Here is a 14,652-nt window from a genome sequence, read left to right as displayed (position 1 = left end):
ATTCATGAAGCAAGAAGCGGACCAGTACGGATGGCCTGTCCCGTCAACCATGCTGCGGCGGATTGAAGCGCGCAAGCCCCGGGTCGTCGCTGGGCTGGACCGGATCGCCGAATTCTGGTGTCGTGGCGCGCCCTCAACGCCGGTATCGCCATGACGTCCTTCAAGACCATTCGTACCCGCGCCGAGAAGCGCAAGGGCGGCCCCAAGGCGCTCGACAAGCTGATGCCTGACAAGCCCGACCTGAAGCGGTTGGCCAGGCTCGGCGACGATCGCATCCTCGCCGAGATGACGAAGCGGGTGTTTTGCGCGGGCTTTGCCTGGAGCGTGATCGACGCAAAATGGGACGGTTTCGAAGACGCCTTTCTGCGCTTCCAGCCGGCCAAGCTCTCCTTCCAGCCCGAAGACTATTGGGAAGGCCTGCTGCGCGATGCGCGGATCGTGCGCAACGGCGCCAAGATCATGTCGGTGCGCGAGAATGCCGCCTTCGTGCAGGAGATCGCGAAAGAGCACGGCAGCTTCGGCAAATTCCTGGCGCAATGGCCGCCGTCCAACGAGGTCGGCCTGCTTGATCTCTTGACCAGGCGCGGCAGCCGGCTAGGGGGCAACACCGGGCAGATGCTGCTGCGCTTCGTCGGCTGGGACGGCTTTGTCACCTCCAAGGACGTCGTTGCCTGCCTGCGCGATGCGGGCCTGGACATCGCCGAAGAGGTCAAGTCGAAGGGCGATCTCGCCAGGGTGCAGGCGCAGTTCAACGCCTGGGCCGAGGAGACCGGTCTGCCCTACACTTATCTGTCGCGCATCTGCGCGCTCTCGGTCGGCGAAAACCGGGGCGAGCATTAGCTCACGAGAAACCAGGAAGACGAGAATGGCCAAAGCCTATTGGGTTGCGACCTACCGCGCGATCAGAAATCCCGATGCCATGGCGGCCTATGCCAAGCCGTCGCGTCCGGCGATCGAGGCCGCCGGCGGCCGCGTGCTCGCGCGGGGCATGCCGGCTGCGGCCTTCGAGCTCGGCCAGATGGAACGGGTCGTTCTCATCGAGTTCGACAGCGTCGAGCGCGCCAGGGCCGCCTATGAAAGCCCGGCCTACAAGGCCGCGCACGATCTGCTTGGCGACGGCGCCGATCGCGATATCAGGATCGTCGAAGCGGCCGACTAGACTAGCGCCGCCGGCCAGATCGGGGATATCGTGTGGCGATCTCGCGCCGTCGGCGCGGCAGACGCTGCGCGCGATCACGAATTTCATTTCGCAGGAACATTTGTGCGCAGCACCCGTTCGGGAGTTTGAGCCAGCCAACAGGCGCAGGGAACACGCGCGCTCCGGCCAACATTTTGGCTCAAGCCGTGAAACTCGAACGATAGAACGGAGCAGCTCATGAAGCTCACATCCGAACAGGTCAAGCAAACCGTCAACCAGCTCGGTGCACAGGTGCTGCCCGACGAGCATCCCGCGATGCCCCAGCTCAACAGCATGTTCGGCGAGCACACGTTCTTCGTCGACGAGATGGGATTGAAGGTTTTGGAGCCGACGCCGTCACAGGGCGCGGAACGCGAGACCGGCGAAGTCGTCAGCCTCGCCGACTGGAGCGATGCCGATCTGACACGGCTGATGGCGCACGAGCCCGAGCCGACCGGCGTGATCGTCGTGTTCGAGCATATCAGGCACTGAGAACGCGAGGACGGGGGCCACGCACGGCCCTCGTCCGGACGTCGACGTCGATGAGACCTTCGTCGGCCTCCAGGAGGCCCGCGCCCACATGATGCGGAAGTGCTGCGGAAGCGAAGCGACATGGTCGATCTCGCCGGCTCCACCGAGACCGCCGCCCAAGCGGGTTGACAAGGGAGGGATTCGTGGCCTTGCAAGGAAGTGGCGCACCCGACACGATTCGAACGTGTGACCTTTGCCTTCGGAGGGCAACGCTCTATCCAGCTGAGCTACGGGTGCAGCGAGGCCTCATTTAGCCTAATGGCGAGGGGTGGGCAACCGCTCTCGCCGCGGCAATATCCGCGCTTTAGGCCGATTTGCGCGGGGCCAGGCCAGGAACCGGGGCGCTATCCCAGCCGACGGCTGCGAATTCGGCCAGCACCCGCTCGGACGAGACGACCCGGTTGCGGCCGAGGCGCTTGGCGGCATAGAGCGCCTGGTCGGCCGCGCCCAGAAGCTGGTCGGGGGCACCGTCGCCCTCGCCGGGGACGTGACTGGCGACACCGACACTGAGGGTGACGTGCTCGCCGGCGCCATGGGCGCCGTGGGTGATCGCCAAGGCCATGACCGCGCGGCGGATTTCCTCGGCGATGGTGCAGGCATCGTCGGAGCTCATGTCGGGCAGGATCAGCGCGAACTCCTCGCCGCCATAGCGGCCGGCAAGGTCGAGCGGGCGCACCGCGTGGCGGCTGACGACTCCCGCGACCGCGCGCAGGCACTCGTCGCCGCTCTGGTGGCCGTGCGCGTCGTTGAACAGCTTGAAATGATCGACGTCGACGAACAGCAGCGCCAAGGGCTTCTGCGTCCGCTGCGCGCGGGCCCATTCGCTCATCAGCATCTGGTCGAACGAACGACGGTTCGACAGCCCGGTCAGGCCGTCCTTGGTGGCGAGCTCCTTCAGCGCCATCTCGGCACGTTTCTGATCGGTGAGGTCGCGCAACGTCTCGACCACGGCGATGAGATTGCCGGCCTCGTCATGGATGGGACCCGCGTCGATCGCGAGGTAAAGCTGGCTGCCGAGCTTCGGCATCACGCACCAGTTCTCCGCGGAAAAGCCGAGCCCGTTATGACCGCGCGCGGCATATTCCGAATAGAACTCGGGCAGCTGCTCCGGGCGGTCGAGCGCGACGATGTCGGCGAGGCAAGGGCGCTTGGTCTCGTAGAACGCCTGCCAGTGCCTGTTGGTGCCGATCACATCAGCGGCGGCAACGCCGGTCAGCCGCTCGCAGGCCCTGTTCCAGATCACGACACGCCGCTTCGGATCAATCACGAAGGTCGGCACCACCAGGTGCTGCATCAGCCGCACCGCGTAGGAATCCGCGACGTCGATCATTTTGGGGGGCTTTGCCATGTCAGGCCACCGCCGCCACGGGCATGGCGTCATCGGGGCCGAACAGCTCGCGCACCTCGGCGGCCGGCCGCGGCTTGCTGAACAGATAGCCCTGCATCTCGGTGCAGCCGAGTGCGCGCAGCATCTCGCGCTGCGCTTCGGTCTCGACGCCTTCGGCGACCGTGGTCATGCTGCTGGCCGAGGCGATGTTCACCACGGCCTGCACGATCACGGGCGAACCACCGGCCTCGGCGATGTCGGCGACGAAGCAGCGGTCGATCTTGATCTTGTCGAACGGGAAGCGCTTCAAATAGCTCAGCGAGGAATAGCCCGTGCCGAAATCGTCGAGCGCGATGCGCACGCCGACCGAGCGGAGCTGGTGCAGGATCGAGAGCGCAGCTTCGTCGTCGCGGATCAGCACGGCCTCGGTGATCTCGAGCTCGAGCCGCCGCGGCTCGAGGCCAGAGGCGGCCAGCGCTCCTGCGATCCGCAGCGCCAGCGTGTCGCATTTGAGCTGCACCGGCGAGACGTTGACGGCGAGGCGGACATGGGCGGGCCAGGTCGCGGCCTCGTTGCAGGCCGTGCGCAGCACCCATTCGCCGATCTCGTTGATCAGGCCGGTGTCTTCGGCAATCGGAATGAATTCGGCCGGCGAAACCATGCCCCGCTCGGGATGGCGCCAGCGCAGCAGCGCCTCGCAGCCGGAGACCACGCCCGTGTGCAGGTTGACCAGCGGCTGGTAGTGGATCTCGAAGCCGCCATTGATCAGCGCCTGGCGCAGATCCTGCTCCAGCGTGAGGCGGGCCTTGGCGCTTGCATCCATCTCCGGCACGAAGAACCGGTAGGTGCGCCGTCCTTGCGCCTTGGCGCCGTACATTGCGAGGTCGGCGTTCTTGATGAGCTGGTCGAGATCGGCGCCGTCCTGCGGTGCCAGTGCGATCCCGATGCTGGCGTCGGTGGAGAGCTGGTGGCCGAGGCAATGATAGGGGCGGCGGATCGCCTCATGTATCTGGGTCACGAAGGCCAGGACGTCGGTGGAGGACTCGATCCCGGTCTGGATCACCGCAAACTCGTCGCCGCCGAGCCGGGCGATCAGATCGCCCGGCTTGAGGCAGGCGCGGATGCGGCCGGCGATCGCCATCAGCAGCTCGTCGCCGACATGGTGACCGAGCGAATCGTTGATGCCCTTGAACTCGTCGACGTCGATGTAGAGCAGCGCGAACTGCGCGCCGCCGGCGACCTTCTCGAGCTCGCGCTCGATCTGCTCGCGGAACAGCACGCGATTGGGCAGGTTGGTCAGCGCGTCGTAATGCGCCAAATGGGCGATCTTCTCGGCGGCCTTGCGCTGCGCGGTGACGTCCTCGATGACGTTGATGATGTAGCGCGGCTCGCCGGCCTTGTCGCAGATGCCGATGCGCTTTGAAATGGTATGACGCTGGCCTTCGGCCGGGGTCTTCCAGCTTTGCTCCTTCTGCAGCAGCCGGTCGGGCGATTGCAGCACGATGTCGTCGTCGCGCGTGACGATGCCGGCGTCCGCTTCGGGCAGGATGTCGGTCGCCGTCTTGCCGACGATCGACTTGCCGCCTTCTCCAAAGATGTCCTCGGCAATCCGGTTGACCAGCAGGTAGCGCCGCGTGTGGGCGTCCTTCACCGTGATCTGCGACGGGATGTGGTCGATGATCTCGCGGAGGAACGTGTAGTTGCGGTCGCGCTCCTGCTCCAGATTGCGGCGCTCGGTGATCTCCTCGATCGTGGCGACCCATCCGCCTTGTGCGAGCGGCGTGTTGATGACCTGGAAGGAGCGCCCGTTGGGCAATTGATGCAATTTGGTGGCGACCTTGCCTTCGGCGACGCCCCTCATGACTTCGGCGCAAAACTCCTCGACGTCGCCGCTGAATGCGTTGCGCTCCTTGCGGTGACGCATCGCCTCATGGATGTGACAGCCGGGCTTGATGACGTCGTGGGACAGGCCGAACATGTCGGCATAGCGGCGATTGCAGGTGACGATGTATCCGGCCGCGTCGTAAAGGATCAGCCCTTGCGACATGTTGTTGAGGGCGGTGTCGAGCTGCAGCCGCTCCGCCTCCAGCCGCCGCTGGGCTTCGCGATTCTGCCTGATGATCTGGCGAATGATCATGAACAGGATCAGCGCGATCACGGCCGCCGACAGCGTCGCGGTGGTGATCAGGAAACCGGTCTGCTGCCGCCAGTCCGCCAGCGCGGCCGACATGGTGTTGGTCGCCACGATGACCAGCGGGAAATGGGTGAGCGACGCGGCCGAGCCGAGCTTCTCCGTGCCGTCGACCGGGCTCTTGACACGAAGCGTTTGCTGACCGCCCCGGGACAGCACGTTCTGCATCAGCGGCGCATTCTTGTAGCTCCTGCCGATCATCGATTCGACATTCGGGTAGCGTGCAAGCATCACGCCTTCGCGGTCGAACAGCGAGATGGCGGCGCCGTCGGCAAGTGCGACGGAGGCGAAATAGCGTTGATAGCTGTCGGGATCGATCCGCCGGACCAGCGCGCCGACGAAAGTGCCGTCCGGCAGGCTCAGCCGGCGCGCCACGACCGTGGTCCATTTTCCGATCAGAAAGCTGCGCACGGATTCCAGCAGCACCGGCTCCGACATCGGGTTCGATTTGAACGACTGGAAATAGGCTCGCGAGGAGATGTTGATCTTCGGCAGCGGCTGGGCGCGCGACCAGGCAATCAACTCGCCGTCGGCGTCGTAGATCGCGATGTCGCCGAGATAGGAGACGGCGCCGATCCGGCTCCGCAGCATCCGGTTGGCTTCGTGGCCCGACATGCGTTCGCGGAACATCTGCGGCGAGGTGATTTCGGGCAGGTGCATCTGTCCGATCAAATCGGCCGCGACGACGTCGGAGTCTTCAAACTGCTGATCGAAATGGCGCGCGATCAGCTGCACGGTGTTTTCCAGCTCGCGTTCGCGGTTGGTCAGCGTCCGCTCGCGAAACTCGCCGACAGCCATCGCGGTCACGGCGAAGATGCCGGCGACGAGAAGCGCGCCGGAGAGCGTCAGCCACAGCACGGGGCCGCGCCGCACGGCAGCGTCCCAGCCGCTTTTCGCGGCCGAGAAAATTGCGGCTGCCATCTGTTGGAAAACCCGGCGCATCCCACTCCCCTGGAGGACCAGAATTACTACGGACAGATGGCGCAATGCTTAGGAAAGCCGGTTACCCATGGCTTAAACCGGTTGCGGACTTCTACGGATATCCAGCAACGCGAGCCGCGAGGCATCGCGTCCCGGTTGCGCAGCGGTTGTACGGCACGCTGCGCTGCATCGTTAACCGAAGCTTGATGCGAGGCGTCGGCGCCCTCGACCCGAGGCCGGGCGAGGGAGTTGCGCTGCCGCCGGCCTACCGCCGATACGCGCTCGCCCGCGAATAGCCCTGCCGGTTCTGCTGCATCGGTCGGGCCGAGACGCTGGTGCGGGATTCGCTGGAGGCGGGGGTGGCGAGCTTCAGCTCCTCCAGGAAGATCGGTCGGGCGAAATAATAGCCCTGCGCGTAGCGGATCTTGGTCGCGGCCTGGAGATAGGCGAGCTCTTCGTAGGTTTCGAGGCCCTCGGCGATCACGGTCATGCCGAGCGCTTCGCTCAAGGATTCGATCGCGCGCAGGATGCCCTGGCTGCGCGGCCGCTTATGGATGTCGGTGATGAAGGAGCGGTCGATCTTGATCTCGTCGGCGGTGATGTCGGCGAGCGCCGAGAGCGACGAATAGCCGGTGCCGAAATCGTCGATGGAAATGCCGACGCCGAGCTTGCGGAACATCGGCAGGATCTCGCTCTGGAAATGATTCTTGGCGACGAAGGCGTCTTCGGTCACCTCGATCATGAAGCGCTGCGGGAAGCCGGTGTCCTTCATCGCCTGCGCGAAATTGCGCATGAATTCGGGGTTGCCGGCCTGCTTGGCGGCGACATTGATGCTGATGGTGGCGTCCGCGCCGAAGCTCTCGTTGATCAGGTCGATCGACTTGACGATCTCGGCCAGCACGAGATGGGTGAGCTCGTCGATCAGCCCGAGCTCGCTGGCGAGATTGATGAACGAGCCCGGCGCCTGAATCACGCCCTCGTCGTCGCGCAGGCGCACCAGCGCCTCGATGCCCCTCACGGCTTGCGTGCGGATGTCGACCTTGGACTGGAACGCGCAACAGAAGCGCTTTTCGAGAATGGCGAGCCGCAGCGACTGCTCGATCTTCATCCGTGCCAGGGCCTCGCGCTCCATGCCGGCATCGAAGAAAGATGCGGATCCCTTGCCGTTGTTCTTGATGCGGTACATCGCGATGTCGGCGTTCTGTCGCAGCGTTTCGAAGTTGCGGCCGTGATCGGGATAGAGACTGACTCCGACGGAGGTGGAAACGAACAGCTCGGAATTGTCGATGAAGAACGGCGCGGTCAGCCGCTCCAACGTCGACTGCATGAATTCGGCGACCTCGTCCTGGCTCTGGATCGGCGAGAGCAGCAGCAGGAACTCGTCGCCGGAGATGCGCGACAGCATGTCGGAGTCGCGCAAGTCTCGCCCGAGCCGTTTCGACAGCTCGACCAGCAGCGCGTCGCCGACGGCGTGGCCGTAATAGTCGTTGATGTGCTTGAAATTGTCGACGTCGAGAAACGCCAGCGCGAAACGTTCACCGGGCTGGTCGCGCGCCAAAAGGCCGTTGGTGCGATGCTCGATCACGCGCCGCGAGGGCAGGTCGGTCAGCTCGTCGAAATAAGCCGAACGGAACAGCTGGTCCTCGAAATTCTTCTGCTCGGTGATGTCGGAGGAGGCCGAGATCAGGAGTTCGCGTCCGGCGTGGCGGATGGGGCGATGGGTGGTCAGCAGCACCTGGCGTGCGGCTCCATCGTGGAGCGCTTCCTCGGAGGTGACCGACTGGCCGGACTTCAACGCTTGCTGGCAGGCCTCGCGGCGCGGCGCGAGATTGGGCGAGGGACGGCTGCCGTCCATGCCGAGCTGGGACGCGGCGACATCGTTAACCAGCAGAAGCTTGCCTTGCGCGTCCTGCACGGTCAGGCCGGCAGGCAGCATTCTAACGATTTCCTTGAGAAATCCGAGTTCGGCCTCGCTCGCGCCGTTGTATGCGTTGTCGTTCATAGAAGTCATGAATCTTCTTGTTCAGCGCGGCTTTGCAATGGACGCGATCATGCGCGGTTCCCTCTTAGGTTTGGTTAAGGGGTCCGCAGAAATACGGGGGTGTTTTGCGAGAAACTTGCGACGATACGAGGCGTGCCGCCGATCGTCATTAACAGAAGGTCAACAGCGCTTGCGAAAGCGCGAGTGGAATGCGCGGTTCGCTTTCGCTTGAAATCGGTGTGAGCGTAGTCGACACCTCTCCCGAAGGAGGCGACTGCACATCGTGTGCACGCTGCTGCGGCATCGAAAGTGGGCTCCCTCTCCCGCTTGCGGGGGAAGGTTTGGGGTGGGGGTCTCTCCGTGTCGGGATTGTCGAGGACTGCAGAGAATGTCCCTGGGTGGAGAGAACCTTCACCCGCCGCGCTCTGCGAGCGCGGCGGCCTCTCCCGCAAGCGGGAGGGACGAAGCAAGCCCGCGGACAATCGTCGATCCATGGCGATTGCTCTGCCTCCCGTAGGCAGAGCGGTCCACGGTCACTCCCTCCGGGGAATGCGACATTGCATGATGCAATGCAGGCCGGTCTTCAAATAGGAGACCTCGGTCTTGCCGTCGAAGGCCGACAGCGCCGACTTCAAGAGCTTGGTGCCGAAGCCGGGCTCGGAGATTTCGCCGACGGTCGGTCCCTCGGTTTCGTCCCAGGTGACGGTCAGGCGATCGTCGCTGACGGTCCATGACACCTGCAACAATCCCCGCGGTGAGGAGAACGCGCCGTATTTGCCGGCGTTGGTGGCGAGCTCGTGAAACATCAGCGACAGCGTCACCGCGAGCTTCGGCGGCAGGAACAGCCGGTCGCCGTTGAGGGTGAAGCGGACATGGCCGTAAGGGCCGAGCTCCGAGATCAGGAGATCGCGGATGTCGCAGCCGGCCTTGTCGATCCGCGAGATCAGATCATCGGTCGCCGCCAGCGAGCGCAGCCGTGGATCGATCCGGGCCCAGACCTGCGGCTGATCGTGCAGCACCTGGTGCAGCACGGCGTGCACGGTCGACAGCTTGTTCTTCAGCCGGTGCTGCAGCTCGTCGACCAGCACCTTGCGATAGTCCTCTTCCTCGATCAGGCGCTTGGAAATCCGGCGCTGCTCCGCCAGCATCGTGCGATAGTGCTCGACGCCCCAGATGGTGAGCGCAGAGACGCCCCAATAGAGTGTCAGAAGCACGAACCGTGCGCGGTCGGGAAACGTGTGGTCGAAATTCACGACGACGCCGAGCACGCCGCCGACCAGCGCCGTCACCACGCCGATCCGCAGGCCGCCGAAGGCTGCGGCGAAGAGCACGGCCGGAAAGTACGGCGTGAAATAGACGTCCGGGCGCACCTGCGCGAGCCCCCAGCGGGCCAGCGTCGCAAGCAGCAGGGAGGCCACGGCGAATGCGATGCTCAGGCCGAGCGATGGCGGAGCCTCGCCCTGCCAGCCTTTGCGGAATTCGTCGATCAGCTTCCCCATACGCAGCCCGGTCGCGCGTGACGCGCTAAAAACGAAAGATGGGTCATGATGTTACGCATCCCGCATGCACAAGCAAAGCTTGCCTTGCCACGATCAGGCAGGAATAGCGATCGCGGCGGCGTCGACTGTCGCGGAAGCGTCATCGATCGGTGTCCGCCATTTGGCGTCAAATCATTCAAAAGCAGGGACATTCCATCGGCAGGCTAGACGGCAAGGGTGCGGTGATCTCGGGCGCGACCAGCAGGATCGGACAGCGGATTGCGGAAGTCTTCGTTGCCGAAGGTGCCAAAATTGTGATCGCAGGCCGGCACAACTGGAGCCGGCAGCACCGCTATGGCGCGTCGCGCAAGACGATGTCTCGTGCCCCGGACGCCGCGCAGCGCTTCTTCATCGGTGCGGCTGCAGAGCCGGGGTCCGTCTTTCCGTGCTGAATATGCCGCAACGTTCTGGGTCCGGCTCGCGCTTCGTGCGTCCGGGACACGATGGTCACACCGCCTTCACCCGCACCTTCAACCCATCCCGCGGCTTCGGGATCGGCCACATCTGCCAATCCGGTTTGTAGCCGGGCTCGAGCGACACCTCGACGTTCTGCAGGAAGTGCCGCGCGAAGCATTTTGCCTGCATGTAGGCGAAGTGCAGGCCGAGGCACATATGCGCACCGCCGCCGAACGGCACCCAGGCGAAGCGATGGCGGTTGCGCTGGGCTTCCTCGGTGAAGCGCAGGGGATCGAAGCGATCCGGCTCCGGCCAGATGTCCTTCATGTGGTGCGTGTAGAGCGGATTGACGCCGACGGCGGTGCCGGCGGGAATCGTAAAGCCCTTGAAGGTGAAGTCGCGCATCGCACGGCGCGGCATCGAGGGCACCGGCGGCTTGATCCGCAGCGCCTCCTTGAACGCCATCTCCGACAGCGGCATTTTTTCGAGATCATCGAAGCTGGTCGGCGCGTCCGCCGCAAGCCCGAGCGCAGCAACTTCCTCGCGCAGCCTGGCCTGCCAATCCGGATGCGCGGCGAGTTCGCCGATGAAGGAGGTCAGCGACGAGGTCAGCGTGTCGTGCGCCGCCATCATCAGAAAGCTCATGTGGTCGATGATGTCCTGCTCGGACAAGAGCGCGCCGTCCTCGTGGGTGGCGCGGCAGAGGTGCGAGAACAGATCGTCGCCGCCGTGATTGCCGCGTCGCAGCGGAATCTGCTCGCGGAAATAGGCGACGATGCGCTTGCGCCCCCGCACGCCGGCCGCCATCTGGGTGCCGGGCAGGGGCCTGCGGATCGGGGCGACGGCGGCCGCGACCATGTCGACGAAGGCGCGGTTGATCTCGTCGACTTCGGGGCCGATACCGGCGCCGAGGAAGGATGCTGCCGCGAGATCGAGCGTGAGCTGCTTCATCGCCGGATAGAGCTGCATCTCCCCGGGCCTGGTCTTCCACTGCGCGACGCGCGCGGAGATGCCGCGATCGAGATCGCTGAGATAGGATTTCATCGGTCCGGACTTGAACGCGACCGACAGCGCCTTGCGATGCAGGCGGTGTTCGTCGAAATCGAGCAGCATCAACCCGCGCGGAAACAGCAGGCCGAGCACCTTGTTCCAGCCGTGTGTCGAGGAGAACAGCTTGTGCTGGTCGAACAGCACGAGTTCGTTCGCCTCCGGCCCGAGCAGCACGACATTGGTCTCGCCGAATATGTGGGTGCGGTAGACCGGCCCGTATTTGGCGCCGTTTGCTTCGATATGTCCCTTGGGATCGGCAAGCGTCTGAAAGGTCTTGCCGATGATCGGCCAGCCTTCGTCGCCGGGGATGTGCGTCAGCTCGTTGCGCCGGGGCGCGGTGTACGGAAGCACAGGCGCGGCCACATTCTGCATCGACATGACGATCGCTCCGGATGGCTGACCCCGACGATATAGCACAATACGGGCGCGATGACGCGAGGGTTGTTTGGCGCGTCGCCGAGCACACGATCGTCGTCCCGGCGAAGGCCGGCCTTCGCCGGGACGACCACCGGATGGTCTTGCGGCTTACCGCTTCGCCGCTTCCTTTTGCAGATCCGGCGCATTGACGGCGGGAATGGCGACGCGGCCGGGGCCGGTGACCTTCAGCGCTTCGGCGGCCTTCTCGTTCTGCATGATCTTGGCCATCACGGCCTGGCCTGCGCGCTCGAAGATCGCGCGGTTCTCGATCACGAATTTTTGCGACCTGCGCAGTCCGTCGATATAGCCGTTGATCTCGGGCACGACATAGCGCGCCACCATGTCCCAGCTCCGGCGCGTGGCTTCCGGATTGGCCCAGTCGTGCACGAAGCCGATGACGGCGCCGATGCCGCCGGAGACCTCCATCACGTTCTTGATGGTCTTGACGAGATCGTCGGGCGTGCCGATGGTCGAGGCCGCGCCCTCGACGAAGGCGGTCTTGTCCACGGCCTCGTCGGGCGAGGAGAAGGCGGTGAGGCCCGGCCGTTGCAGCGTGCCGACGTTATATTCGTTGTGCCAGCGCATCAGCCCGGCGCCGGCTTCCTTGCGGGCCTGCTCGCGGCTCTCGGCGATGTGGAAGGTGAGCAGCACGCGCCAGTCGGCGCGGCTCACAATGGTGCCGTGCTTCTTGGCGGCGTCCTCGGCGAACTGCCATTGCTGCTGCAGCGACATCAGCCCTTGCGTCGTCATCGAGCCCAGCGAGATGATGCCGATGCCGTATTTGCCGGCGAGCGTCATGCCCGACGGCGAGATCTGCGAGGCCACCACGAACGGCATCTCCTCCTGCAACGGCAGGAGCTGGAGCGCCGCGTCGTTCATGGTGAACCAGTCGCTCCTGGCGGTGACGCGCTCGCCGTTGAACAGGCGGCGGATCACGGCGATCGCCTCGTCCTGGCGGTCGCGCTGCGTCATCGGGTCGATGCCGAGCGTATGCGCGTCGGAGGCCAGCGCGCCGGGCCCGGAGCCGAAGATGGCGCGGCCGCCGGTCATGTGATCGAGCTGCACCATGCGCTGGGCCACGTTGAAGGGATGGTGATAGGGCAGCGATATCACGCCGGTGCCGAGCTTGATCCGCTTGGTGCGCTCGCCGGCCGCGGCCAGGAACATCTCGGGCGAGGCGATCATTTCCCAACCGGAGGAATGGTGCTCGCCGCACCAGAACTCGTCATAACCGAGTGCGTCGAGCTGCTCGACCAAATCGAGATCGCGCCGGAACTGAAGCATCGGATGCTCCCCGATCGGGTGATGCGGGGCAAGAAAGGCTCCAAACTTCAGGCGCGCCATGGCGTTCTCTCCGGCTGAATTTTCTGTTTGTTGGTGATGCGAGGCTACGTGGGCGTTGCCGCGAACGCAATCGCGCGATGTCCCGTATGGCGGAATGCAGGCATGCGCGTTTCTTCTTCCTCTTGCTGGTTGCGGAGATCGGCCAAGAGCGCACGGACTACCTCCGAGGTAATCGCAACACCGCGCGCGGTCTGGAATCATCCGGCGGTGATCATCCCGGGGCCGCGCGAAGAATGCATCAGACCGTCACGAAGCCCGTCGATTCGACCCGCCGCTGGTGGGTGCTGGCTATCGTCGTCGCCGCGCAGTTCATGTTCGGCGTCGACGCCTTCATCGTGAATGTCGCCATTCCGACCATCGCCGTCGACCTCCACGCGACGCCGGCGCAGATCGAATCCGTCATCGCGATCTACCTGATCGCCTATGCCACGCTGGTCGTCACCGGCGGCCGCCTCGGCGACATCCACGGGACGAAGAATGTCTTTCTCGCCGGTGTGCTCGGTTTCACCGCCGCGTCGCTGTGGTGCGGCCTCGCGCAATCAGGCATGGAGCTGATCGTCGCCCGGCTGGCGCAGGGGGCGACGGCCGCGCTGATGGTGCCGCAGGTGCTGGCGACCTTGCATCTGCTATTCACCGACGAGTCGCGCAACCGGGCCTTCGGCATCTACGGCATCGTGCTCGGGCTCGCGGGCGCCGCGGGCTTTCTGCTCGGCGGTCTGCTGGTCACGATCGATCTCGCCCACACCGGCTGGCGTTCCGTGTTCTTCGTCAACGTGCCCAGCGGCCTCGTGATCGCGCTCGCTGCCTGGCGCGTCATGCCGACGGCGCCGCGGCGATCGGGCACACGGCTCGACATCAAGGGCAGCGTCGTGCTGTTCGCCGGCCTGTTGTGCCTGATCGGGCCGCTGCTGTTCGGCCACGATGTCGGCTGGGCGCCGTTGCTGTGGGCCGTGACGGGAAGCGGCGCTGTGATCCTCGCGGCGTTCGTGAAGCTCGAACACGCGGTCGCGCGCGGCGGCGGCATGCCGCTGATCGATCTCACGCTTTTGGCTGACGCGGCGTTCCTGCGCGGGCTCGGCGCTGCGTTCTTTTTCTTCGCCGCCAATCTTTCGTTCTATCTGGTGATGACGCTGTTCATGCAGCGCGGCCTGAAGATCCCGCCGCTTTCGGCCGGCCTCGCCTTCGTTCCGCTCGCGCTCGCTTTCGTCGTCGCCTCGCGCCATAGCGGCGCACGGGCAAGACATCGCGGCACCAAGGTGTTGATCGAAGGCTGCGCGTTGCAGATCGCGGGTCTCGCCGCACTCGCATGCGTGGCTGACTTCGTTGATGCGCCGACGCCGACCGAACTCGCGCTTGTCATGATCATCTTCGGCTACGGCCAGGGTCTGGTGATGGCGCCGCTCTCGGGTGCGGTGCTCTCGACCGTCAAGCCTGTCGCCGCGGGCTCGGCGTCCGGCATGTACGGCACCACGGCGCAGATCGGAAATGCGGCCGGAGTGGCCGCAATCGGCGCGGTGTTCTTCGCGGTCGAATCGTTGCAATCAGCGCGCGCAGGATTTCTCGCCTCGCTCGCGCTGTTTGCGGCGTTAATCATGATCTCGGCCGCATTCCTGTCATGGATGCGCCGCGCACCTGCATGAAGTTGAGGCAGTGCGGTCAATACGTGCGGAATTCTGCGGGATTCTGCGCGTTTCACAGGTGATCGGCAGCACACGGCCTTTTCATTTTGCACTGCAGCAACTATCTGGTCTGGGTAAACGTTGAAAGCCGCCCACCAGG

10 protein-coding genes, 1 tRNA gene and 1 pseudogene are annotated in these 14,652 nt (G+C 64.8%); 5 read left to right on the top strand and 7 right to left on the bottom strand.

Annotation, left to right across the window (positions count from 1 at the left end):
• Nucleotides 1-150: 150 nt before the first annotated feature.
• The 3 genes from QY049_RS30605 (at nucleotide 151) to QY049_RS30595 (ending at nucleotide 1,669) form a co-directional block, all read left to right on the top strand.
• Nucleotides 151-840 carry a DNA-3-methyladenine glycosylase I gene (locus tag QY049_RS30605; protein ID WP_258767091.1) on the top strand — a complete coding sequence of 230 codons (690 nt, stop codon included), beginning with the start codon at nucleotides 151-153 and terminating at the stop codon, nucleotides 838-840.
• 25 nt (nucleotides 841-865) lie between these two features.
• Nucleotides 866-1,159, top strand: a complete 294-nt coding sequence (locus QY049_RS30600; protein ID WP_258764320.1) for a DUF1330 domain-containing protein — start codon at nucleotides 866-868, stop codon at nucleotides 1,157-1,159.
• A 216-nt stretch (nucleotides 1,160-1,375) separates the two neighbouring features.
• Nucleotides 1,376-1,669 carry a hypothetical protein gene (locus tag QY049_RS30595; RefSeq protein WP_258764319.1) on the top strand — a complete coding sequence of 98 codons (294 nt, stop codon included), beginning with the start codon at nucleotides 1,376-1,378 and terminating at the stop codon, nucleotides 1,667-1,669.
• A gap of 199 nt (nucleotides 1,670-1,868) precedes the next feature.
• On the opposite strand, the gene QY049_RS30590 is transcribed toward QY049_RS30595, so the two are convergent.
• The 5 genes from QY049_RS30590 to QY049_RS30570 all read right to left on the bottom strand — a co-directional run bounded on the left by QY049_RS30590 (nucleotide 1,869) and on the right by QY049_RS30570 (nucleotide 9,627).
• Nucleotides 1,869-1,945: transfer RNA gene (locus QY049_RS30590), tRNA-Arg, on the bottom strand.
• A gap of 67 nt (nucleotides 1,946-2,012) precedes the next feature.
• Entirely contained in the window at nucleotides 2,013-3,056 is a 1,044-nt protein-coding gene (locus QY049_RS30585; RefSeq protein WP_258764318.1) for a diguanylate cyclase, read from the bottom strand.
• Nucleotide 3,057: 1 nt separating this feature from the next.
• Nucleotides 3,058-6,168, bottom strand: a complete 3,111-nt coding sequence (locus QY049_RS30580) for an EAL domain-containing protein (protein WP_258764317.1) — start codon at nucleotides 6,166-6,168, stop codon at nucleotides 3,058-3,060.
• A 244-nt stretch (nucleotides 6,169-6,412) separates the two neighbouring features.
• The gene (locus QY049_RS30575) at nucleotides 6,413-8,149 is read right to left on the bottom strand and encodes a bifunctional diguanylate cyclase/phosphodiesterase (protein WP_258764316.1); all 1,737 of its coding nucleotides are present in this window, start codon (nucleotides 8,147-8,149) and stop codon (nucleotides 6,413-6,415) included.
• Nucleotides 8,150-8,661: 512 nt separating this feature from the next.
• Complete coding sequence (locus QY049_RS30570; RefSeq protein ID WP_194478571.1) at nucleotides 8,662-9,627, bottom strand: sensor histidine kinase; 966 nt, start codon at nucleotides 9,625-9,627, stop codon at nucleotides 8,662-8,664.
• Nucleotides 9,628-9,821: 194 nt separating this feature from the next.
• Between QY049_RS30570 and QY049_RS30565 the strand changes: the two are divergent.
• A pseudogene (locus QY049_RS30565) lies at nucleotides 9,822-9,935 on the top strand (2,5-dichloro-2,5-cyclohexadiene-1,4-diol dehydrogenase); the annotation flags it as partial.
• 178 nt (nucleotides 9,936-10,113) lie between these two features.
• Here QY049_RS30565 and QY049_RS30560 read toward each other — a convergent pair.
• Both QY049_RS30560 and QY049_RS30555 read right to left on the bottom strand, forming a co-directional pair.
• Nucleotides 10,114-11,490: a cytochrome P450 gene (locus tag QY049_RS30560; RefSeq protein ID WP_194478570.1), complete on the bottom strand. Its 1,377-nt coding sequence runs from the start codon at nucleotides 11,488-11,490 to the stop codon at nucleotides 10,114-10,116.
• A gap of 147 nt (nucleotides 11,491-11,637) precedes the next feature.
• Nucleotides 11,638-12,873, bottom strand: coding sequence for an LLM class flavin-dependent oxidoreductase (locus QY049_RS30555; RefSeq protein WP_194478569.1), 1,236 nt, complete (start codon nucleotides 12,871-12,873; stop codon nucleotides 11,638-11,640).
• A 233-nt stretch (nucleotides 12,874-13,106) separates the two neighbouring features.
• Between QY049_RS30555 and QY049_RS30550 the strand changes: the two genes are divergently transcribed.
• Nucleotides 13,107-14,513: an MFS transporter gene (locus QY049_RS30550; protein WP_258764314.1), complete on the top strand. Its 1,407-nt coding sequence runs from the start codon at nucleotides 13,107-13,109 to the stop codon at nucleotides 14,511-14,513.
• Nucleotides 14,514-14,652 lie beyond the last annotated feature (139 nt).

The sequence above is a fragment of the Bradyrhizobium sp. WYCCWR 13022 genome (genome assembly GCF_030435535.1).
Taxonomy (GTDB): domain Bacteria; phylum Pseudomonadota; class Alphaproteobacteria; order Rhizobiales; family Xanthobacteraceae; genus Bradyrhizobium.
Note: the sequence above shows the minus strand (reverse complement) of the source record. Positions and strands in the feature narration are given on the sequence as shown.